Annotated in this window: 13 protein-coding genes, 1 other RNA gene and 1 riboswitch; of the genes, 7 read left to right on the top strand and 7 right to left on the bottom strand. The window is 64.2% G+C overall.

Going from position 1 to position 23,274, the window contains the following annotated elements; genetic code table 11:
- Positions 1-100: 100 nt before the first annotated feature.
- The 5 genes from AC1KVG_RS04645 to AC1KVG_RS04625 all read left to right on the top strand — a co-directional run bounded on the left by AC1KVG_RS04645 (position 101) and on the right by AC1KVG_RS04625 (position 7,583).
- A complete protein-coding gene (locus tag AC1KVG_RS04645; RefSeq protein ID WP_481093644.1) occupies positions 101-2,071 on the top strand; it encodes an OPT family oligopeptide transporter in 1,971 nt (656 codons plus the stop codon).
- Between the two features lie 545 nt (positions 2,072-2,616).
- Positions 2,617-3,462, top strand: a complete 846-nt coding sequence (locus AC1KVG_RS04640; RefSeq protein WP_427926509.1) for a transporter — start codon at positions 2,617-2,619, stop codon at positions 3,460-3,462.
- A 355-nt stretch (positions 3,463-3,817) separates the two neighbouring features.
- On the top strand, positions 3,818-5,938 hold the full coding sequence (locus AC1KVG_RS04635) for a dipeptidyl-peptidase 5 (RefSeq protein ID WP_481093643.1): 2,121 nt from the start codon (positions 3,818-3,820) through the stop codon (positions 5,936-5,938).
- Between the two features lie 324 nt (positions 5,939-6,262).
- Positions 6,263-6,727, top strand: coding sequence for a hypothetical protein (locus AC1KVG_RS04630; RefSeq protein ID WP_481093642.1), 465 nt, complete (start codon positions 6,263-6,265; stop codon positions 6,725-6,727).
- A 130-nt stretch (positions 6,728-6,857) separates the two neighbouring features.
- Complete coding sequence (locus AC1KVG_RS04625; RefSeq protein ID WP_317062212.1) at positions 6,858-7,583, top strand: PAS domain-containing protein; 726 nt, start codon at positions 6,858-6,860, stop codon at positions 7,581-7,583.
- A 705-nt stretch (positions 7,584-8,288) separates the two neighbouring features.
- Here the strand turns inward: AC1KVG_RS04625 and AC1KVG_RS04620 are convergent.
- From AC1KVG_RS04620 to gcvP, 5 genes are all read right to left on the bottom strand, one after another.
- Complete coding sequence (locus AC1KVG_RS04620) at positions 8,289-10,397, bottom strand: catalase (protein WP_481093641.1); 2,109 nt, start codon at positions 10,395-10,397, stop codon at positions 8,289-8,291.
- Between the two features lie 26 nt (positions 10,398-10,423).
- Positions 10,424-10,497, bottom strand: a non-coding RNA gene (locus AC1KVG_RS04615) — sX9 sRNA.
- Between the two features lie 245 nt (positions 10,498-10,742).
- Entirely contained in the window at positions 10,743-11,597 is an 855-nt protein-coding gene (locus AC1KVG_RS04610) for an aldo/keto reductase (RefSeq protein WP_481093640.1), read from the bottom strand.
- A 57-nt stretch (positions 11,598-11,654) separates the two neighbouring features.
- The gene (locus tag AC1KVG_RS04605) at positions 11,655-13,283 is read right to left on the bottom strand and encodes a carboxylesterase/lipase family protein (protein WP_481093767.1); all 1,629 of its coding nucleotides are present in this window, start codon (positions 13,281-13,283) and stop codon (positions 11,655-11,657) included.
- A 323-nt stretch (positions 13,284-13,606) separates the two neighbouring features.
- Complete coding sequence (gene gcvP / locus AC1KVG_RS04600; protein ID WP_481093639.1) at positions 13,607-16,480, bottom strand: aminomethyl-transferring glycine dehydrogenase; 2,874 nt, start codon at positions 16,478-16,480, stop codon at positions 13,607-13,609.
- 89 nt (positions 16,481-16,569) lie between these two features.
- A riboswitch (glycine riboswitch) is annotated at positions 16,570-16,684 on the bottom strand.
- A gap of 267 nt (positions 16,685-16,951) precedes the next feature.
- On the opposite strand from gcvP, the gene AC1KVG_RS04595 reads away from it, so the two are divergent.
- Positions 16,952-18,205 (top strand): multidrug effflux MFS transporter, encoded by a 1,254-nt coding sequence (locus tag AC1KVG_RS04595; RefSeq protein WP_481093638.1) that lies wholly within the window; start codon positions 16,952-16,954, stop codon positions 18,203-18,205.
- A gap of 16 nt (positions 18,206-18,221) precedes the next feature.
- On the top strand, positions 18,222-18,623 hold the full coding sequence (locus tag AC1KVG_RS04590; RefSeq protein WP_481093637.1) for a hypothetical protein: 402 nt from the start codon (positions 18,222-18,224) through the stop codon (positions 18,621-18,623).
- A gap of 223 nt (positions 18,624-18,846) precedes the next feature.
- On the opposite strand, the gene AC1KVG_RS04585 is transcribed toward AC1KVG_RS04590, so the two are convergent.
- A complete protein-coding gene (locus AC1KVG_RS04585) occupies positions 18,847-20,781 on the bottom strand; it encodes an XVIPCD domain-containing protein (protein WP_481093636.1) in 1,935 nt (644 codons plus the stop codon).
- Positions 20,782-20,905: 124 nt separating this feature from the next.
- On the bottom strand, positions 20,906-22,930 hold the full coding sequence (locus tag AC1KVG_RS04580; protein WP_481093635.1) for a M2 family metallopeptidase: 2,025 nt from the start codon (positions 22,928-22,930) through the stop codon (positions 20,906-20,908).
- Positions 22,931-23,274 lie beyond the last annotated feature (344 nt).

Below are 23,274 nucleotides of genomic sequence, written 5' to 3'. Positions count from 1 at the left end.
ACCCGCCATAACAGGCACACTGTCACGCCGCGACGCAGCTGGACGGAAACGCGCACAGGCGCTAGCGTGGTCCGGATTTTTTGCCACAGGGGAACTGCCCATGAGCCATGACGCGCAACCGCGCCAGCTCACCTTTCGTGCCGTCGTGTTGTCCATCGTGTTGGCGGTGGTGCTTTCGGCCGCCAATGCTTATCTGGGCCTGTTTGCCGGCCTGACCATCGCCACCGCGATCCCGGCAGCGGTCGTCTCGATGGGTGTGCTGCGCCTGCTCGGCGGCGGCACCATCCTGGAAAACAACATCGTCCAGACCGGTGCCTCGGCGGGGTCGTCGATCGCGGCGGGGGTGATCTTCACCATCCCCGCGCTGGTGATCATGGGCTACTGGCCCGACTTCAAATACTGGTGGGTGCTCGGCATCGCCGGCATGGGCGGGTTGCTCGGGGTGCTGTTCTCGGTGCCGCTGCGGCGCTCGATGATCGTGGAAGACCCGCTGCCGTTCCCCGAAGGCAAGGCCGCGGCCGAAGTGCTCAAGGCCGGTGCAAACCCCGGTCCGGGTCTGAAGATCCTGGCCATCTCCGGTGCCATCGGCGCGCTGGTCAAGCTGGCTGCGGCCAGCGGCCTGCGGGTGATCCCGGATACCTGGGCGCAGGCCACGTACCTGGGCAGCAGCCGGCTGGTGGGGTATCTGGGCACCAACCTGTCGCCGGCGCTGCTGGGCGTGGGGTACATCGTCGGCTTGAATGTCGGCATCGTGGTGTTGTCCGGCGCGATCCTGTCCTGGCATATCGCCATCCCGCTGTATCAGCAATTCTTCATGGGCTCGGATCCGGCATTGGCGCAGAGCCTTATCGATGCACCGGCGGCGGACGCGGCATTCGCCATCTGGGGCGCGAAGATCCGTTATCTCGGCGTCGGTGCAATGTTGATCGGTGGCGTGTGGACGCTGTTCTCGCTGCGCAAATCGCTGTTGTCCGGCGTCAAGAGCGGTTTTGCCGCCGCGCGCAAGAGCGGTGGCGGTGTGGTCGCCGAGACCGAGCGCGACCTGCCGATGAAGTGGATGCTGGTGGCGCTGGTGCTGTGCACCTTGCCGTTGCTGGGCCTGTATCAGGCGATCGTGCAGCAATGGCACGTGTCGATCCCGATGACCATCATCATGATCGTGGCCGGCTTTTTGTTCGTGTCGGTGTCGGGGTATCTGGCCGGGTTGATCGGCTCATCCAACAACCCTGTTTCGGGCATCACCATCTCCACCATCCTGTTCGCGTCGGCGGTGCTGGTGCTGCTGCTCGGCAAGGACGGCCTGGTGCCGGCCGGCATCGGCGGCGCGCCCTTGGGTGCGGTGGCGGCGATCATGATCGGTGCGGTGGTGTGCTGCGCGGCGGCGGTGGGCGGCGACAATCTGCAGGATCTGAAAGCCGGTTATCTGGTCGGCGCCACGCCGTGGAAGCAGCAGCTGATGCTGGGCATCGGTGCGTTCTCCTGCGCGCTGATCATGGCGCCGGTGCTGAACCTGTTGGCGCAGGCGTACGGCATCGGCCCGGCCACCCCGCAGCATCCCAACTCGCTCGCTGCACCGCAGGCCACGCTGATGGCTTCGGTCGCCAAGGGCTTGTTCGGCGGCGAGCTGCCGTGGGCGATGATCGCCATCGGTGCCGGCGTGGGCGCGGCGATCATCGCGCTGGACGAGTGGTTGAAGAAGACCGGCAAGCGCTTCCGCGTGCCGGTGCTGGCCGCGGCAATCGGTATCTATCTGCCGTTGGAACTGATGGTGCCGATCTTCATCGGTGGCCTGATCGCGCACCTGGTGGAACGCTTCCACAAGATCCGCGCCGACGACGAAGACGGCCGCGACCGCGTGCATCGCCCGGGCGTGCTGTTCGCCGCCGGCCTGATCACCGGCGAGGCGCTGATGGGGATCGCCATTGCGGTGCCGATCGTGCTGTCCAGCCGCGCCGATGTGCTGGCGTTGCCGGCCGGCTTGCAGCTCAACCAGTGGTTCGGCCTGGCGATCCTGGCCCTGGTCGGCTGGCTGCTGTATCGCGTCGGCAAGCGCGGCGAACAGGCCGCCTGAGTGTGATGCAGCATTGAGGCATGCGCTTGCACGCCTCATCCCGACGGACACGCATCGCTGGATGCGTGTCCGTTTTTCGTTGTGGCGTTGCGATCCAGTGCCGCTGCGGTGCACGCGCAGCGAGATGCGCCGCTTTGGTCATCCGTCGTCTTTGCGCCAGCTTTACGCCCCACGCAGGCGCCATGCATAGCGACTTTATGCCGCTGCTCCGTATCGTGCCGTCTCCCGCACGGATGGTGCGCCACGGCTACTGCATGCCTCGATCTATCCCGATGACACCCCGCGACGCAGGTTCTCGCACCGCGTAACGCTGCGATGGTTGTCAGTGAAAGTGCTACTCACATCACGCTGTGCAACATCGGCTTGCGGTTGCGGTCGCTTTTGTCATGGTTGGCCCCCATGGGCCTGCAGACGCCTATAAGATCGATTGGCAGGACGTCGCCCGTCGGCGGCCATGCAGTCGTTCTACCTCCACGTGCATTTCCCCCTCCCTAACGCTGACCGTTCTCACGATCTGTCCAGCGTCTTGCCATGGAACCACTGCAATGCTGACTGCTATCTCCAAGCGCTCCACCCGCGCACCACGCGCACCGTTGTTGGCCATCGCACTGACCGGCGTGCTGTGCAGCCTGGCGCTGCAGGCACAGGCACAAGACGCCACCGAGGCGGCGCTGTGTACCGACCGCCCGACCAAGGCCAATTCCACCTGCACCGTGCCCACCGGCGCCTGGCAGCTGGAAACCGACATCGGCAGCTATACCCGCGACAGCCAGCCCGGCACGCGCATCGAAACCTCCTATTTCACCAATCCCACGCTCAAGTACGGCGTCAGCGACCGCATCGATCTGCAGCTCAACTGGGCGCCGCAGCTGCAGGTCAAAACCACCGATCGCGCTACCGGTGCACGCAGCAGCCTGAGCGGCGGCGGCGATATCTTTTTACGGATGAAGGCGCGTTTCTACGAAAGCGACACCGCCAGCGTGGCGTTGCTGCCATTCGTCAAGGCACCGACTGCGCGTACCGGCCTGGGCAACGACGAGTGGGAAGGCGGCGTCGCATTGCCGATCAATTTCGTGTTGCCCAATAGTTTCTCGCTGACCCTCGGGCCGGAGGTGGATTGGTTGGCCGATAGCGATGGCAGCGGCAACCATGTCGCCATCGTCAATGCGATCAACCTGGCGCATCCGCTCACCTCGAAGTTGTCGATGGCGGTGGAAGTGTGGTCCTCGATCAATCGCGACCCCGCCGAAACCATCGAACAGTATTCGGCCGACATCGCCGCTGCGTATCTGATCAACCCGCTGTTGCAACTGGATGTGGGCGCCAACTTCGGCCTCAACGACCGCACCCCGGACGCGCAGGTGTATGTGGGGATGTCGCACCGCTTCTGATGTGTTGAAGCGGGGCACCACTGCGACATAAAAACCGCGTGGGTAGCAGCGGTGCGATAAGACTTTATGTGGTGCCGGTTGACCGGCACCACATCAGCTGCGCGCTGCACGTACAGGGCGATCGGCGACCGACCGCCTGCATCTGCTGCGCAGTTTGCAACCTGCGCCCATGTCGATGCGGCTGCAAGATTTGCTTCAATGCAGCACGGTCCACGTTGCACGTATCGCCAGCTGCGCATTTTTCCAGCTGCCCCGGTATGCACACACGGCCACAAAGGCAGACCCAACCGCAAGCCTTTGCGCGCTCGCCACGGCAACGCCTACCATCGACGTTTTGCCGTTGCGGGAACTCTCGATGAAGCTTCGTTACGCCGTGCTGCCCCTGTGTCTGTTGGCCGCCTTGCCAAGTCTTGCCGCCGCGCGCGGTTTCGATGTGCGCGACATGGTGGCATTGGACCGTGTGTCCGCACCTACGCTCAGCCCCGATGGCAGCGTGCTGGTATTTGCCAAGCGGCAGGCCAAGAGCAGCAACGGCAAACCGGCCACCGGTCTGTGGATGCGCAACCTGCGGACCCGCGATGCAGCGCCGCCCAAACGGCTGACTCCGGAAGGCTGGAATGTCAACAGCCCGGCGCTGTCGCCGGATGGCAAGACGGTGTATTTCCTCAGCAGCAGATCCGGCACCCAGCAGCTGTACGCGCAACCGCTGACCGGCGGCACCCCGCAGCAACTCACCGCGTTTGCGGTGGACGTGGACAGCTACAAGCTCTCGCCCGATGGCAAGCGCATTGCCTTCAGTGCCGGCGTGTTCCAGGACTGCGGGTCGGATCTGGGTTGCACCAAGACCAAGCTCGCCAGCGTCAAGAACGCCAAGGCCAGCGGCGTGGTGTACGACCAGTTGTTCGTGCGGCATTGGGACACCTGGAACGACGGCCGCCGCAACACGCTGTTCGTCGCAGACCTGCCTGCTGCCGGCGCCAAGGCCGTGATCGGTGCCTCGGCAATCAGCGCCACGCTGGCCGGCGATGCGCCGTCCAAGCCGTTCGGCGGCAATGACGATTACACCTGGTCGCCCGATGGCAGCAGCGTGGTGGCCAGCGTGCGCGTGCCGCAGCCGCATGGTCCTGAGGCAGGCAAGAATGCAAAGGCCGGCAGCAAGCCCACCGGCAACGACGAGCCGTGGCAGACCAACTTCGATCTGTACCGGCTGGATGCGGCCGGCAAGTCCGCACCGGTCAATCTGACCGCGTCCAACCCGGCCTGGGATGCCGGCCCGGTGTTCAGCACCGATGGCAAGACGCTGTACTACCGCGCAATGAAACGCCCCGGTTTCGAAGCCGACCGCTTCGGCCTGATCGCGATGGATGTCGCCAGCGGCAAGACCCGCGAGATCGCGCCCAAATGGGACCGCTCGGCCGGCGAAATCGTATTGAGCGATGACGGCGCCAGCCTCTACACCAGCGCCGACGACCTCGGCGAGCACCCATTGTTCAAGATCGATATTGCCAGCGGCGATGCGACCAAGCTGGTAGGCGAGGGCAGCGTGCATGCGCCGACGCTGGCCGGCAACACGTTGGCGTTTACACGCAATTCGTTGAAGAGCGGCGATCAGGTATTTGTCAGCGATGGGCAAGGCCAGGGCCTGCGTGCGATTACCCAAAGCGCCGGCGAGCTGCTGCCGGATGTGCAGTTCGGCGACTACGAACAGTTCCAGTTCAAGGGCTGGAACAACGACACCGTGCACGGCTACGTGGTCAAGCCGTACAACTACCAGGAAGGCAAGACCTATCCGGTGGCGTTCCTGATCCACGGCGGCCCGCAGGGCAGCTTCGGCAATGGCTGGAGCAACCGCTGGAATCCGCAGACCTACGCCGGCCAGGGCTACGCGGTGGTGATGATCGACTTCCACGGCTCCACCGGTTACGGCCAGGACTTCACTGATGCGATCAGCCAGCATTGGGGCGACCGCCCGCTGGAAGATCTGCAAAAGGGTTGGGCCGCTGCGCAGAAGCAGTACGGCTTCCTCAACGGTGACAAGGCCTGTGCGCTGGGCGCCAGCTACGGCGGCTACATGGTGTACTGGATGGCGGGCAACTGGAATCAACCGTGGAAGTGCCTGGTCGATCACGACGGCGTCTTCGACAACCGCACCATGGGCTACGCCACCGAAGAATTGTGGTTCAGCGAATGGGAAAACGGCGGCACGCCGTGGCAGAACCCGGCCGGCTACGAGAAGTTCAACCCGGTGCTGCACGTGGACAAGTGGAAAGTGCCGATGCTGGTGATCCACGGCCAGCAGGATTTCCGCATCCCGGTCGAACAAGGCCTGGCCGCGTTCACCGCGCTGCAGCGCAAGGGCATCGACTCCAAGTTCCTGTATTTCCCGGACGAGAACCATTGGGTGCTCAAGCCGGACAACAGCGTGCTGTGGCACGACACCGTCAACAGCTGGCTAAAGCAGCATATCGGCCAGTGATGCTTCACCCGGCACGCCGCCTGGTGCGGGGTGCCTGGCAATCACTGCCTGGCTCCTGTGGTCGGTCGGCGCGATCGATCCTGCAGCGGCCATGTCTGCAGCCATTCGCAGGTGCAGCCGGCCTTGCACAACCGGCTGATCTGCCATGTCGATGAAACCCCGTCGGGTCAAGGGGGCTGCTTTGCCCGGGTCGGCAGCCCATTCGGGGGCCGAAGGCCGGTTAACTGCCGGCAGGCCACGGCTGCCGCAGCGCACCCAAGCCATGTCAAAATAGCGATTCTTTAACTTCTTCAGTTCCCTGCCAGGATCGCAAGGACCGTTTGCATGCGCACGTTATTCCGCCCCTCGTTGTTGGCACTCGTCCTACTTTGTAGTCCTGCCTTGCATGCCGCATCGCAGCCTGCGACTGTGCCTGTGCCTGCGAATGGTGCCGCCGCCGTCGGTGGCGATACTGTAGTCAACGACCCAAGCGTGCCGTTGCCGGCCACGCTGAAATCCGGCATGGGCTACCGCGCGTTCGCGCAGACGGTGATGGAGCAGGGCTGGCAGCCGGTGGACCCGCTGGCCGCCGACAGCTGCATGGCCGCAGGCGATTGCGTTGTCGAATTCGTTGCGCCCGGCGGGAGTGCGCGGCTGCGCGTGCAGGTCGGGTCGCAGGCCGGCGCGGCCGTGGCGAGCAGCTGGCAAGCGCGGCAAGTGCCGTTGAATCGCATCGGCAACCCCACGGCGTCGGCCGTGGACGCCAAGGCCGCACCGGCCGCGGCAAACGTGGCCGACACGCCGCGCTGAGCGTGGTTCCGTAGAGCCCAGGTGCGCGGCGTATCATGGCGCTGCGTGCGTTGCGTTGTGCACTGATGGTGCGCGTAGCAGTCGCGTCTTTCCTGATCCCGAGTCCATTGGCCTGCATGAATCCTCCTGCATGAAGAGCATCGATCCTGCCGATCTGGAAGCGCTGTTCGATGCCGTGCCGGACGTGCTGTTCTTCGTCAAGGATCGCGAGGGCCGCTACACCCACGTCAACCAGACCATGCTGCGGCGGCTGGGGCTGAAGTCGCGCAAGGAGTTGATCGGCAAGCGTGTTGCCGAGGTCTATCCCAGCGGCTTGGGCGCCAATTACGCCAATCAGGACGAGCAAGTGCTGGCCGGTGCGGTGATCGACAACCTGCTGGAGCTGCATCTGTTCGCCAACCGCGAACCGGGTTGGTGCCTGACCTGCAAACGTCCGCTGCTGGTGGACGGCAAGGTACAGGGCATCATCGGCATCTCGCGCGATCTGGGGCCGCAGGATGGGCATGAATCGCAGTACGAAAAGCTACGGCTTGCGCTGGCGTATCTCAACGCCAACTACGCACAAAACGTCCGTATGCAGGCGCTGGTGGAAATCACCGGGTTTTCGATGTCCAAACTGCAACGCTCGTTTCGCAAGGTATTCCAGCTCACGCCGCAACAGGTGCTGGCCAAACTACGCCTGCAGATGGCGATGCATCTGCTGCACGGAAACAAGAGCCTCACCGAAATCGGGCATGCCTGCGGTTTCAGTGATCAAAGCGCCTTTGCACGGCAGTTCAAGCTGGCGGTTGGCATGACGCCACGCGAGTACCGCGCGCTGGCTAACGCTGCGCAGTTTCCTGCCGGAACTTCTTAGGCGGCCTAATAAGACGAATTCGTAAGACGAATTCGCAGCAGCAGAGTTAGTTGAGTGTGTGGTGCCCTCACTGCAGCAGAGCATTGAGTCAACAGCGTAGTTAGTCGAGTGCGCGGTGCCCTCACCGCCCGCGGGACACGCCGTGAATCCATCCCTGGAGGCTCGGTGGCGGCATCCATGCCGCCACACGGTCCCGCAATCGGTGAGGACACCGCACCAGAAAGTTTGTAGGTTGCTTTGTTGAAAGCCTGCGTGTTACTCGGCTTGCCTTGCGACACTGATCGGACGCGCCGTTATCCGAACAACGCACGTCATGCACTGCTTGCACCATGCAAACCGACCATCTTGACTGGTCCTTGCCCGCTCACCGTCGCGGGACCTTACGCGGCATGGATGCCGCGTAAGAGCCTACAAGGACGTACTTGCGGCGTGTCCTGCGATGGTGGGCGGGCAAGGGCCCGCCAGCCAAGCCGCAGATCATCCGCTCTGCAACTGATCTCTCCTCGCTATCCAACCAGCCATTCCGAGACGACCAAGATTTAGAGTCATAGCGGCATCTAAATGCGCTTAGAAGCTAAGTGAGCCGTGGCACGGTGTCCTCGCCAAAGCAGAACGGTTAGTAGGTAGCGGATGAGATGCAATGGGCGCGAAACCACATAGAAAGTCGCTCGCGCCCAAGGCAGCTTTTCGATTGCGCCGATGCGGTTACGCCAGCATGCGCACCTTCGGTTCGCGCGCCCATTGGCGTGTCTTGGCGGCAGTGATGAATGCCTTGGTATCTGCGGCTGCAATCACGCCCGCGTCCTTGCCGACATTGCCAGCCTTGAGCAGCAACTGCGCGCCGTCGTCGTATGCGATCGCCTTCAGATGCGCCCACGCGTTGCTGACGAAATCCAGTGCAGCCGATTCGCGCGTCAGTAGCTTGGCCGCTTCCGAGGACAACAGCACCGCCACCGCATCGAACACAACCGATGGTGTGCCTGCCAATTGGCCGTCGGCGGCCAGTTGCTTGCCGTCGCTGAGCTTGGCGCCGCCCACTTTCGGCGCGACGATTTTCACTGTGGCACCCGCAGCTTCGGCAGCCTTGCGCACCGCCTTGATCGCAGCCGCATCCGAGCCATCGTGAATGAGGATGCCCACGGTGCGGCCCTGCAAGGTGTCCTTCATCTTGCCGATCAGCTGCAAGGCCGGCGACAACGGCATGTCGGTTGGCGCAACCGCAGCCGGTGGTGCCGGCGGCAACGTGGTCATGCCCATGCCATCGGCCACACGCTGTGCCAGCGCTGGGTCGATGTGACGCAGATGGCCCACGATGGCTTCGCGCACGTGCGCGGTTTCCACCTTGGATAATTCAAACACCAGCGCCGACGCCATATGCGCCTGCTCCGGTGCGGTCTGGCTGCGAAAGAACATGCGCGCCTGGCTGTAATGATCGGCAAAACTTTCTGCACGCACGCGGCCTTTCGCGCCGTCTTCGGCCGGTGTCGCATGGCTCGGGAACCCGCGCAGCGCCTCACGCGGTGCATCGGCTTGCAGCGAGCTGGGCTCGTACGCGACACGCCCCTTCGGCACGCCCATCTGCATATGGCCGTCGCGCTGATTGTTGGCGAACGGGCACTTGGGCGCGTTGACCGGGATCTGATGGAAGTTGGGTCCACCCAGACGGCTCAACTGCGTATCCAGATACGAGAACAGGCGACCCTGCAGCAGCGGGTCGTTGCTGAAGTCGATGCCGGGCACGATGTTGGCCGGGCAGTAAGCGACCTGTTCGGTCTCGGCGAAGAAGTTGTCCGGCCAGCGGTCCAGCACCATGCGGCCCACGATTTGCAGCGGCACCAGTTCTTCGGGAATGACCTTGGTCGAATCCAGATGGTCGAACGGGAATGCCTCCGCTTCGGCCTCGGTGAACAACTGCACGCCCAGTTCCCACTCGGGGAAATCGCCGCTTTGAATCGATTCGAACAGATCGCGACGATGGAAATCCTGATCGGCACCGGCGATCTTCACCGCCTCATCCCAGATCGTGGACTGCAGCCCGAGCTTGGGGCGCCAATGGAATTTGACGAAGGTGCTGTCGCCTTTTTCGTTGAGGAAACGGAAGCTGTGGATGCCGAAGCCTTCGATCATGCGCAGCGAGCGCGGAATCGTGCGGTCGCTCATCGCCCACATGATCATGTGCATCGATTCGGGCGTCAGCGAGATGAAATCCCAGAACGTGTCGTGCGCGCTGGCGGCCTGCGGAAAACCGCGATCCGGCTCCATCTTCACCGCATGGATCAGGTCCGGGAACTTCATCGAATCCTGGATGAAGAACACCGGGATGTTGTTGCCCACCAGATCCCAGTTGCCTTCCTTGGTGTAGAACTTCACCGCGAATCCGCGCACGTCGCGCGGCGTGTCCACCGAGCCGGCGCCGCCGGCGACGGTGGAAAAACGCGTGAACAACGGGGTCTTTTCGCCGACCTCGGTGAAGATCTTGGCCGTGGTGTATTGGCTCAACGACTTGGTCAGCTCGAAATAGCCGTGCGCCGCGCTACCGCGCGCATGCACGATGCGCTCGGGAATGCGCTCATGATCGAAGTGGGTGATCTTCTCCCGCAGAATGAAGTCTTCCAGCAACGTCGGGCCGCGCGGCGTTGCGCGTAGCGAGTTCTGGTTGTCGCCAACCGGGATGCCCTGGTTGGTGGTCAGCTGCGGATGCGTGCCGCCGGCTTTCTGATGCAACTCATCGCCCGTACCGCGCAATGTTTCGGGTGTTGCGCTGACGGGAGCAATGGAAGGAACTTGCGCGGGCTTGCTGGGGGACTTGGGCATGGGATTCCACTCTGGCGGGCTAGAGCGGCCAACAACAGATAGCGAGCGGTCGTCAGATGATGCGGAAGGCGCGGAGACCCGGAGTGTACGTTTGGTACATGCCGATTCGCAGCACCGGCCGCGCCCGCCTGACGGCTGCGCAGTAGTTTGTTAGTCGCTCTTGGGATGCGGGCTGATCAACGAGCTTGGGAGCGGCGCTGTTAATTGCACGTGTCTGCATGCGAACGAATACTCACATGCAGCCACAAGTTTGAGATGCATCGCAGCGAGATGGTGCGTGTGTCACGCAACGTGCCGATGCAGTGCACGTGCTCACATCTAACGAGCCCGACTGTTGTGAGTTGGCTACAACAGATCCAGCGGCTGTTTGCGCGTTGGCGGTGGAAATGCATGGTCCAGCTCGGCAAGATCCTGGGCATCCAGTTGCAACGTGCACGCTGCTGCATTGGCACGCACGTGTGCGGGTGTTCCCGATTCGGGAATGGCGATGACCTTGCCGCTGCGAATCGCCCACGCCAACGCCACCGCAGTTGCGGCCACGCCACGTCGTTCGCCAATGGCGTGCAGCACCGGGTGATCCAGCAATGCGCGGCTTCCCAACGGCGAATACGCCATCACCGTGACCTCGTGCTGTGCACACCACGGCAGCAGATCGAATTCGATACCGCGGCTGCCGGCGTGGTACAGCACCTGATTGACCAGGCAATGCTGTCCGCCCTCAATGTCCCACAGCTCCTGCATATCCTCGACATCGAAATTCGACACGCCCCAGTCGCGGATCTTGCCGGCATCGCGCAGGGCTTCGAACGCATCGACCACTTCGCGCAGATCGCTGCCGCCACGCCAATGCAGCAGATACAGATCCAGCGTGCGAACGCCCAGCCGTTGCAGGCTGGCTTCGCAGGCACGCGCAATGCCGCGCGCGCTGGCGTTGCTTGGCAATACTTTCGACACCAGATACGGCGGCTGCGCGCTGCCGATGGCCTGGCTGATCAGTTGCTCGGAGCGCCCGTTGCCATACATCTCGGCGGTATCGATCAAGCGCATGCCCAGCTGTTGGCCGGTCTGCAGCGCATCGATCTCCTGCTGCGGCGTATGTCGACCCTGGCCCAGGTTCCACGAGCCCAGGCCGAGCGCGGGCACGTTGCGCCCATTGCGCAGGCGCACCTCGGGGCAGTGCTGCAAGGTGGATTCGGACATGTGTGACTCCTATAACGCTGGATTGGTGTAACGACCATGCCATCTGTGCGGGTCGCTCTAATGCAACGGTGGCTGCACGGATGTGGACGCGGTGTGCGCTTGCGCATCCCAGAACGTACAGCGATGACGTTGCACGAAGTCGGGCGTTGCCCCGATCCTGCCCGGCGACAACGTCAACGGCGTGTCGCCATCGAAGCGCGGCCACGGCGGCCGGCCGCCACCATTCGGATCGCCGGTGCGTGCAAACGCGCCCCAGTAATCCTGCAAGGTGTTAGCGAGCACCTGCTGCGCCGGGCTGAACTGCGGCTCGCCACTGAGCACCCACGGGCGCTGGAACAGATACACCAGTTCGGAGGCGTGATAGGCGCCCAGTGGCTGCGAAAACGGCAAGCGCAACAAACCGTACGGCGCCTGCGGGTCGTCGAACTCGTATGCATAGACCGCTGTGTGATCGCGCAACGCCCGGCCTAGCCGACGCGTGGGGCAGGCGAAGCCACCATCGGTGACGATGTCGGCATAGGCGTGCCAGCGCGATTGGGCAGCGACATCTGCGTACTGCGTCATGATCGCTGTTGGATCGGTATGCATGCGTTGCACGCGTGCCTCATAGCCGCTGCGCAACGTGAGTGCGCCGAAATAGGACAGCAGTTGCGCGAACAGGCGCCCTTCGTCGCGATTGTTGCCGATCAGCACCGGCACCTGCGCGTGCTGCCCATTGGCGATCGCCTCGGCAGGCGGCAATGGCAAGACGTCGCCACCAGACATCGGTGCCCACGCATCGCTGCCGGTCAAGCCACGTCGCTGCGGTTTTGCATCGGCCAATGCGTCGGCAGGGAGCGCGCGCAGGCAGGCGGCAACCTCGCTTGCGCGCTCGCAGCCAAGCGTCTGCGCCATGCGCACGCCACCACGTTCGGCCTCGCTGCGCGGCACGCTGGAATCGCTCGCAAGACAACTGCCGCTTTGCAGGATCGCACGTTGAAACAGACCTGCCGCGCCCGGTGAAGCAAGCTGATAACAGATGCTCCATGCGCCGGCCGATTCGCCGAACACGGTGACGTTGTGCGCATCGCCACCGAAGGCGGCGATATTGCGCTGCACCCAGTGCAACGCCGCCTGTTGATCGAGCAACGCGTACGCCCCTTCGCCTTCACCACCCAACGCGGGATGCGCATAAAAACCAAACACCCCCAGCCGATAATTGGGCGCCACCACGATGACGTTCTGCCGGGCTGCCAATGCACTCAGGTCGTAGTCGACATTGCTGCCCAACTCCAGCGCGCCGCCGTAGATCCACACCATCACCGCGCGCGGATGCGCCGGCGCCGGCCCGGGTGGCGCATAGACGTTGAGGGTGAGGCAATCCTCGGACACCTGCTTTTGCCCGAAGCGATGACGCGGCAGGCACGCCGGCCCGGCCTGCGTGGCATCGCGGACTCCCTTCCACGCTGGCGCAGCTTGTGGCGCGCGGAAGCGCAACGCACCCACCGGCGGCGCGGCGAATGGCACGCCCAGAAACACCCGCCCTTGCGCACTACGCACACCGCGTAGCGCACCGGCATCGGTCTGCACCACCTCGGCCTGCGCATCCGCCGAATGCACCAGCGCCGGCACCTCGCCAGGGCGGCGGGGCGCGCAAGCGGTCAATGCCAGGCCCGCAAGCAGCAGGCAGGCCAGCTTGCGTCGCAATGAGCGTCTGTCGAGCTTGATCACTGTCTGTTGTGTCCTATCTCAGACGCACATCATCGCGAGTGCACGTGTAGGGAAGGAAAACGAGGAGGCTGCCTGACGAGTGGAGTGATGTCAGCAATGGCAGTGACATTGGTCGGATCGAAGAACTCTGATCGGACGCGCCGTTATCCGAGCAATGCACGTCATGCAGTGCTTGCAATCATGCACACCGCCCATTCCGACCATTCCGACAGGTCCTTGCCCGCTAAAAACGAAAAAACCCAGCCCGGGATTCCCTGGGCTGGGTTTCAATGCCACACGTAAACGCGAGAGGGCAGCGCTTACGCCTCCACGTCGTCCTTGTACGCATCCACCGGGATGCAGGCGCACATCACGTTCTTGTCGCCGTAGACGTTGTCCACGCGCGCCACCGGCGGCCAGTACTTCTGCTGCTTGAGGCTGGGCAGCGGGAAGGCGGCCAGTTCGCGCGGGTAGGCGTGGGTCCACTCGCTGGCCGACACCTGCGTGGCGGTGTGCGGTGCGTGCTTGAGCGGGTTGTCCTCGCGGTCCAGGCGGCCGTCTTCGATGGCGCGGATCTCTTCGCGGATCTGGATCATCGCGTCGATGAAGCGGTCCAGTTCGTGCTGCGATTCGCTTTCGGTCGGTTCCACCATCAAGGTGCCGGCAACCGGGAAGCTCAACGTCGGTGCGTGGAAGCCGAAGTCGATCAGGCGCTTGGCGATGTCTTCGGCGCCGATGCCGCTGGTCTTCTCCAGCGGGCGGATGTCGAGGATGCACTCGTGCGCCACCAGGCCGTTACGGCCGGTGTACAGCGTCTTGTAGTGCGGCGCCAGGCGCTTGGCGATGTAGTTGGCATTGAGCAAGGCCACCTGGGTCGCCTTGCGCAACCCGCCACTGCCCATCATGGTCACGTACATCCAGCTGATCGGCAGGATCGAGGCGGAGCCGTAGCTGGCCGCGCTGACCATGCCGACGTCGCCTTCGCCGCCCAGCGTTTTGGGCAGATAGGGCGCCAGATGCGACTTCACCGCACACGGGCCCACGCCCGGGCCACCGCCGCCATGCGGAATGCAGAAGGTCTTGTGCAGGTTGAGATGCGAGACGTCCGAGCCCCACTTGCCGGGCTTGGCCACGCCGACCAGGGCATTCATGTTGGCGCCGTCGGTATAGACCTGGCCGCCATGCGCGTGCACCGCTTCGCAGATCGCCACCACGTCTTCTTCGAACACGCCGTGGGTTGACGGGTAGGTGATCATCAACGCGGCCAGGCGCCCGGAATACTTCTCCGCCTTGGCGCGGATGTCTTCGACATCGACGTTGCCGTTGGCATCGCACTTGGTCACGACGACCGTCATGCCGCACATCTGCGCCGAGGCCGGGTTGGTGCCGTGCGCGGATTCGGGAATCAGACAGATATCGCGATGCGCTTCACCACGCGCGCGGTGATAGGCACGGATCGCCAGCAGGCCGGCGTATTCGCCTTGCGCGCCGGAATTGGGCTGCAGGCTCACCGCGTCGTAGCCGGTGCATTCGACCAGCATCGCTTCCAGCTCCTCGATCAGCTGCGCATAACCGGCCGACTGCTCGGCCGGTGCCAGCGGATGGATCGCGCCGAATTCCGGCCAGGTCACCGGGATCATTTCGGCGGTGGCGTTGAGCTTCATGGTGCAGCTGCCCAGCGGGATCATGGTGCGATCCATCGCCAGATCCTTGTCGGCCAGCGAGCGCATGTAGCGCAGCAGTTCGTGTTCGCTGTGGTGGGTATTGAATACCGGGTGTGTCAGGAACGGGCTGCTGCGCAGCAGGCCTTGCGGCAACGCATCGGCGGTGGCGGCATCGAGTGCGTCAACATCTGCCTGCGCGCCGAACAACCCAGACAGTGCGACCACGTCGGCGCGCGTGCTGGTTTCATCCAGGCTGATGCCAACCGCTTCGCTGTCGATCGCGCGCAGGTTGATGCCGGCCGCACGGGCCTTGGCGTGGATGGCATCGGCATCGATCGCCTTGACGTGCAAGGTGTCGAAGAAACGCTCGCCCACGTTGACGCCGGCACCGCGCAACGCGGCAGCCAGGATTGCGGCCAGACGATGCGTGCGCCGTGCGATGCGGGTCAGGCCCTCGGGGCCGTGGTAGACCGCGTACATCGAGGCCATCACCGCCAGCAGCACCTGCGCGGTGCAGATGTTGGAGGTGGCCTTCTCGCGGCGGATATGTTGCTCGCGCGTCTGCAGCGTCAAACGGTAGGCAGGATTGCCGGCGGCATCGATCGACACGCCGATCAACCGGCCCGGCATCGAGCGCTTGTAGGCATCGCGGCAGGCCATGAAGGCCGCATGCGGGCCACCGAAACCGAACGGCACGCCGAAGCGCTGCGAGTTACCGACCACGATATCCGCGCCCCATTCGCCGGGCGCGGCGATCAGGGTCAGTGCGAGCAGATCGGTGGCCACTGCCACCAATCCGCCTTGCGCATGCACGGCATCGGCCAATGCGGCGTGGTCGCCGATGTGACCGAAGCTGTCCGGGTACTGCAGCAGCACGCCGAAGCACTCGGCCTGCAGCGCTTCTTCCTGCGTGCCCACGCGCAGCACGATGCCCAGCGGCTCGGCGCGGGTGCGCAGCAGTTCCAGCGTCTGCGGATGTACCGCGTCGTGCACGAAGAAGGTGTCGGATTTGGACTTGGCCGAGCGCTTGGCCAGCGTCATCGCTTCGGCTGCGGCGGTAGCTTCGTCCAGCAGCGAGGCGTTGGCGATCTGCATGCCGGTGAGATCCGCACACAGGGTCTGGAAGTTGATCAACGCTTCCATGCGGCCCTGCGAAATCTCTGCCTGGTACGGCGTGTAGGCGGTGTACCAGGCCGGGTTTTCCAGGATGTTGCGCAGGATCACCTTGGGCGTGTGGGTGCCGTAATAGCCCTGGCCGATAAAGGTGCGCTGCACCTGGTTCTTGCTGGCGATGGCGCGGATCTTGGTCAGCGCTTCTTCTTCGGTGATCGCCTCGGGCAGCGCCAGCGCTGCAGGCGACTTGATGTTGCCGGGCACGATGGCGTCGGTCAGCGCATCCAGCGAGGCGTGGCCGACCACGCCCAGCATCTGTGCGATTTCCGCGTCGTTGGGGCCGATATGGCGTTCGACGAACGCGCTGTGGTGTTCGAGGTCGCGCAGGGAAGACGTGGTCTGGGACATGGCGGGCATCCGGGGCAGGGGCAGACGAATGGTCGACAAGCACCACAACCGGTGTGACGCGCACAGCGCATCACCTCCTGTCGCAGCGAGAGTCTTCCTCGCGCCCCTCTGTCCTTTTGCCTGAGAGTTTAAAAACGCGGCGTGGCGCTGGGCCTGCCTGCGTTCCGTGCCCCTTCGGCGCCGGCATCGGCCGGTCTCTCCAGAGTTGTACTGCGGATGGTATCGGGCCTGAGCGATTACGGGCTGTTGCGCCTTCGGCAGCGGCAGTGCCGCTTCTCCCACCGTGTTGCCGGGGCGATTATAGCGTGCGTCCGCCCACCGGGCGCACCCGCCGCGCCTGTCGCGTCACGGCTGTTGTGCTTGGGTCCGCTTAACCTTGCAACGGCGAGCGCCTATCATCGTCGCCCTTATGCTCATCCCGGCGCCGCGACTCGCGGATGCTGGTGTGCGTCCCCGATGCACCACGTTTCGGACTCCTGCATGACCCCCACCACGCCTTCCACCCGTCGCATGGCGCTGCTGCTCGCCGGGTTGGCGATGTTCGGCCCGTTTTCCATCGACACCATTTTTCCGGCGTTTTCGCGGCTCAGCCGCAGCCTGGCGGTGGACGAGGTGGCGATCCAGCAGACCATCAGCGTCTATCTGCTCGCCTACGGGGTGATGAGCATTGCGCACGGGCCGCTGTCCGATGCGTGGGGCCGCAAGCGGGTGATTCTGGGCGGGCTGGTGCTGTTCATCGCCGGCTCGGTGGGCTGTGCGCTGTCGCAGGATCTGCCCACCTTGCTGGCGTTCCGCGCGTTGCAGGGGCTGTCGGCCGGTGTCGGCATGATCGTCGGCCGGGCAGTGATCCGCGACCTGTTCCACGGCGCGGATGCGCAACGGCTGATGAGCCAGGTGTCGATGATCTTCGGCATTGCGCCGGCGATCGCGCCGATCATCGGTGGCTGGATCCTGCTCAGCGGCGCGGGCTGGCCGCTGATCTTCTGGTTTCTGGTGGCGTTCGGGCTGGTGCTGCTGATTGCGACGATGACCTGGCTGCCGGAGACCCATCCGGTGGAAGCGCGCACGCCGCTGCAGCTGCGCCGCTTGATGCACGACTACGTGCGGATCGGCTTCAACCCGCGTTTCCAGCGCCTGGCCGCAGCCGGCGCATTCAACTTCGCCGGCATCTTCTTGTACATCGCCTCGGCGCCGGTGTTGATCATGCGCCACCTGCACATGGGCGAGGGCGATTTCGCCTGGTTGTTCATTCCCACCATCGGCGGCATGACGCTGGGCTCGTTCCTGTCCGGGCGCATGGCCGGCAGCATGGACCCGGTGCGGCAGATCCGCATCGGCTTCATCTGCTGCGGCGTGGCGGCGCTGGCCAATCTTGGCTACACCCTGTCGGTGGCGCAGATCAGCCTGCCGTGGGCGGTGCTGCCGATCTTCCTGGCCGGCATGGGCATGGCCCTGATCTTCCCGATCCTGGCGCTGGCGGTGCTGGACATGTACCCGCATCAGCGCGGCCTGGCCTCTTCGCTGCAGGCCTTCACCCAGCTGATGACCAATACGCTGGTAGCCGGGGTACTGTCGCCGCTGCTGAGTGAACACCCGCGCCATCTGGCGATCGGCATGACCGGTTTTTTCTTGCTGGGCTGGCTATTCTGGCGCTGGGAGCGCCGCAGTGGCCGCCGTCTTCGCCGCCGCCAGGCCGCAGAGGCAGTGCCTCTGGAGCCGGCCGACCATCTCTGACCTCACAGGAGCCTGCATGTCCACCGATTCCAAGCTGCGCCGCGACGCCCGCAAGCGCGCCGCCGAGCGCCAGCGCAACCAGGACGCCGCCAAGATCACTGCCGAATCGCCGATCGAAGCGCACGCCGAACTGCGCGACCAGCAACGCACGCTATTGGCCGGTATTGTCCGCCGCGACGGCGAATGGGTGCTTGGCATGGACGGCCGCATCGCCGGCGAAAGCACCAGCGCCGCGCAAGTCCTGGCCCTGATCATGCGCGCGGCCGAACTGCACGAACGCCAGGGCACGCCGGTGCGGCTGACCTATTCGGATGCGCTCAAGGATGCCGCGCATGCCGAAGCGGCCGCCGACGGCAGGGATTTCGAGGCATTCCGGATCGAGTTTTCGCAAAAGCTGGCGCCGACGCGTACGCACTGAGGCATGCGGGGGATGGGCCCGCGCCGGTGTGTTCATCGATGCAGGCAACGACGGTCGCCTGACGGTCGCCTCTTGAGGTGCAGCTGTACCGGTTGCCAGGGCCGCCGATGCAATGCCTGACGCAGCGCCGAGCTACGTCAGGCCTGAGCAGTTACCCGCCTTGTCGCCCCATCCGGCAGCCCAACTGGCGCTGCCGGATGGTCTTCGAGAATAACCGCAAGTGTCAGCGCGAAGGCGCGTGCGGCGACGGTTCCTGTTGCGGCGCCTGCTCGCGCATGCTGGCGTTGCGGTCTTGCTCGGCCTGTACGGCCTGCAAGCGCTGCACGCTGCTTTCCAGCGGCGTCTGCTGCGCGGTCTGCGCATCGAAGCTTGCGCGCTGGTGCGCAGGAGAATCGAGCGCTCCCTCGACGACGAAGCCCCGGGCCGGGTCATGGCCGAGCACCACGTGGTCCACGCGCTGTAGCCCATGCTCACGCGCGGTGACAAGGGCTCCCATTGCCAGGCGCTCGCTATCCGCATCGGGCACGCGGCCGCGCGCGGTCTCCAGTTGCTCTACCGCTGCGGTGCATTGCTTCAGCAGCGCATGGTCCGGATTGGCCGGATGGCGCGGATCCGAAGCCGCGGTTGTTGCAGGCGCCTGGCGCGGCAGCGCTTCGGTGTCGATGCGCTGTAACTGGCCGTCGTATTTTCCATCGGCGCCGTCGGCAATGCGCTGCAGCCGCTCGACGAACGCATAAGGCTCGCCGCCCACATTGCGGGCCATTGCGATCGCGAAGTATTCGGGCGACTGCGGCGGGGCGTTGCGGTCGCCGACCAGCGAACTCAGCGGGCTGCCGCCGATCTTGCTGGCCTCTACGCTGGCCTGGGTCTGCTCCATCAGCGCCTGCATCTGCACCTCGCTGAATGCCAGCGTGGTCTTCTGCCCCGGCTTGATCGCACCGGTGCCCACCATCTCGCCGCTCAGCGCGCTATTGAGATTTTGCGCGATCGCCTTTTCCTCGCTGGCCTCGTTGCGGCCACCCAGGCGCTGCATCAGCCCGGGCGCGGCGACATCGCCGTCGATCTCGAAGCGGTAGCTGCGCTCCTGCACGCGTTCGGTCTCGTTGCCGTCGTACTGGCGCACGATCGTCAGCGGCACGTTGCCGCCGTATTGCAGCTGCTGCACGACGGTGTAGCCGTCCTGGCCTGGTGTGCTGATGCGCACCTGGCTGCCTTCGTTGCGGTTGCCGGCCAGATCGGCACTGAGCGGGCCCAATTCCAGCTGCAGACGCTGCTGCGAGCTGAAACTGATCCGCTCCACCGTCTGTAGCTCATCGACGCCCGGCACGCCCGGTGCAATCTTGCCCTCGCGCACGAAGTCGCCCATGGCCGCGAGCGCACGCGGATCGGCGAGGTCGAACTGCGCGCTGTGCACCTGCGACTGGCCCAGCGCGTCGGCACGCCCAAGCAGGGCCTGCGCCGGTCCCACCTTGACGCCAACCGCGTTCACTGCCTCGATGGCTGCGTTGGGCCCGGTCACCACACGCACGTGGCGCTCGTCCACGCGCTCGATCAGGTAGCTGCGGCCGCTGGCTTCGGTGATCTCGCTCTGCATGCTGAGGTGTTGCAGACTCGCCGAGGCGTCGCGCTGGGTGTAGGTCTGTGTGTCCATCACCGCGCGCGCGCCGATCGGCAGGCTCTCCGGCTGCAGCGGATTGACGCGGGTGGCAGCCTCTGCAGGCTGGTCGACACCGGGCAGCGTCAGTGAATAGCGCATGCGCTGCCCGGCACTGACGCTGGCTTCGATGTTCAACTTGCCGTCGCCGAGCTTGGTCTGCAGGCTTTGCTGCTGGCCGGTGCGCGCGTCGGCCTCGAGGTTGAAGGTGGTGGTCTTGGCGTCGGCATCGCTGAGCTTGCCCAGGCCTAGCGCGCTGCTGGTGCGTAGACTGTTCTCGCCCAACGCCTGGGTTTTACTGCCGTTGCTCTGCTCGCTGGTTTGCGAATACTTGACCGACCCATCTTCGGGGTTGAACTCTATGTCGCTGCTACCCACTTTCACCGAGTAGTCGCTGTTCTTGCTGCTGTAGATCGGGTCGAACGCGCGATCGTTCGCGTCGTCGATGAACTGTTTGTTGGGGTCCAGGTTCTGCTGGTCCGGGCCGGTGGAGGCGTTGTTCATTGGATGCGTCCTGCATGCTGCGCCTGTGCAGCGGGCGCGCAGTATATCGCCGGCGTTTTCGGCTTTTATCAAATCAACGTTATGCGGCGGCCGGGGTGACGCACGCCGCAGGGAAAACGGCGCGTCAGTGCATCGCGGCGGGCGCAGGCGCGTTGGCGGGTGCAGCTGGCGCAGTCGCCTGCCAGCCACACAGCTGCCCCTGATTCTGCTGCTTCAACCATTCGTTCATTGGTGCGAAATACTCCAGCATCGGGCCGGCATCCAGGCGGTCGTTGCCGGTGAGTTCCTTCAGCGTGGTCTGCCACGGTTGGCTGGAGCCACGCTGCAACATCGACCAGAATTTCTGCCCGGCATCCTTGTTGCCGTAAAAGCTGCATTCGTACAGCGGGCCTTGATGGCCGGCGGCTTCGCACAGGCCCTTGTAGAACTGAAACTGCAGGATGTGCGCAAGAAAATAACGGGTGTACGGCGTATTGCCTGGCACATGGTATTTGGCGCCGGCATCGAAGAACTCTTCGCCGCGCGCGCTTGCCGGCGCGACGCCCTGGTACTTGGCCTTGAGTTCCCACCAGGCCTGGTTGTAATGCTCGGGCGTGATCGAGCCATCGAACACACCCCAGCGCCAGCGGTCGATCATCAAGCCGAACGGCAGGAAGGCGACCTTGCTCAGCGCCATGCGCATCTGCGAATTGATCAGCGCCTCGCGGCCGGTTTGCTGTTCGCCCACCATGCCGATCGACTGCAGATACTTGGGGGTCATCGCCAGCACGATGGTGTCGCCGATCGCTTCGTGGAAACCATCGTTGGCGCCATTCTGAAACAGCGGCGGCAGCGGGTTGTAAGCAAGGTCGTAATAGAGGTGGCCCAACTCGTGATAGATGGTGGTGAAGTCTTCTTCGGTCGGGTTGATGCACATCTTGGTACGCACGTCCGCGCCGATGTTTTGGTTCGCCTCGCCGCCCATGTTCATGTCCCACGCGCTGGCGTGACAGACCACGTCGCGGTCCAGCGGTTTGATGAACTGCGAGCGTTGCCAGTAGGTGTCAGGAAGTTTGGGCATGCCGAGCGAGGTGTAGAAATCCTGCGCACGCTCGGTCATCTGTTTTGCGGTGCGCAGTTGCGCTTCGCGCTCGGCCTGGAAGCGTGCACCGCTACCGCCTTCGCCGGTATTGGCTACGTTGCGTGCCAGCACCGCGCTTAGATTGCCCTGGTATTGTTTTTCCAGCGCAGCGGTGATGTCCAGATCGCCGGCGCCCGGATACGGTTGCAGAAGATCCCACAGGTTGCTCCAGTCCTGCTGCCACATGTTGCCCATCAGATGCGCGGGCAACATGCCGCCGGCGACCTCGCCCTTGTCCTTGCCATACTGCGTATCGAGCTTGCCGCGTGCGTAGCATTGCAGTTGCGCGTACAGCGGTTTGACCTGCTCCCACAGACGGTCGGTTTCGCTGGCCAGCTGCGCTGGCGGCATGTCGTAACCACTGCGCCACAGCACGCCGACATCGGCGAAACCGAGCCCGCGTGCGCCTTCATTAGCGAGCTCGACAAAGCGCTGGTAATCCTTGCGCATGGGTTGCGCGGTGGCGTGCCAACCTTGCCAGGCGTCGAGTTGTTCGTTGTAGTCGCGGCTGCGCGCCAGCACCTGTTCCAGCTCGCCCAGCTGGCGGCAGCGGCGCTGTTCGCCCTCGCCGATGCAGTAACGCGCCGCGCCGTAATCGCCTTCCATCTTGGCGGCGATCTGGGTCAGTTCGGCCAGCTTTGTCGGATCGCGGGGGGCGGGCAGGGCGCTCATCAATTTCAGCAGTTGCAACGCACGCGCGCTGTCGGCCGACATCGGCAGGCCGGCGTATTGCTTGGATTGTTCGATCCAGCGATCCAGCTGCGCCAGCTGGCGCTCGTTGGCCTTGGCCGCCAGCAACTGCGAGTCGCCGTTGATGTAGGTCGACGACAGCCACTGCGCTGCGGTGAGCTCCGGATATGCGGCTTTGTATTCGGCGCTGATGCGCGCAACGAACTGGTCGGCGCTTTCAGCAGGCGCGGCCTTGGTGGCGGCGGGTTTGGCCGGCGGGGCCGCATCCTGGCGGCAGGCCGACAACGACAGGGTGCCGGCAGCGACAGTCAATGCCAGCAAAAGCAAACGAAGATTCACGGATGGTCCTTGCGGTGAAGTCCGACGAAGGCTAGAGCGCGCCGCGACTCAGGGCAAGCGGTGTCGCCGTGCATGCGATGCGGATAGCTGCCAATCCATGTGTGGCTAGTGGAGCAGCCAACAAAACTACTGGCTCACTGCCAGGCGGGCGCGGCCTGTGTTCGGTGCGGGATGTATCACGCTGGCCTTGCGACTCTGAGCGGGTCGTCCATACGTACCTGCTCATTGCGCGCGACGTTTTGTCAGCTACTTATCAACTACTGATAAGACAGTGAGATATGGGTTGTCTCGGAGTGCTTGGATAATTTGGACAGGTCACTTGTGGAGCGAAGATCTGCTGGTTT

It is taken from the genome of Xanthomonas sp. NCPPB 3959 (genome assembly GCF_056675575.1).
This window is presented reverse-complemented; position numbering and strand designations above follow the sequence as displayed.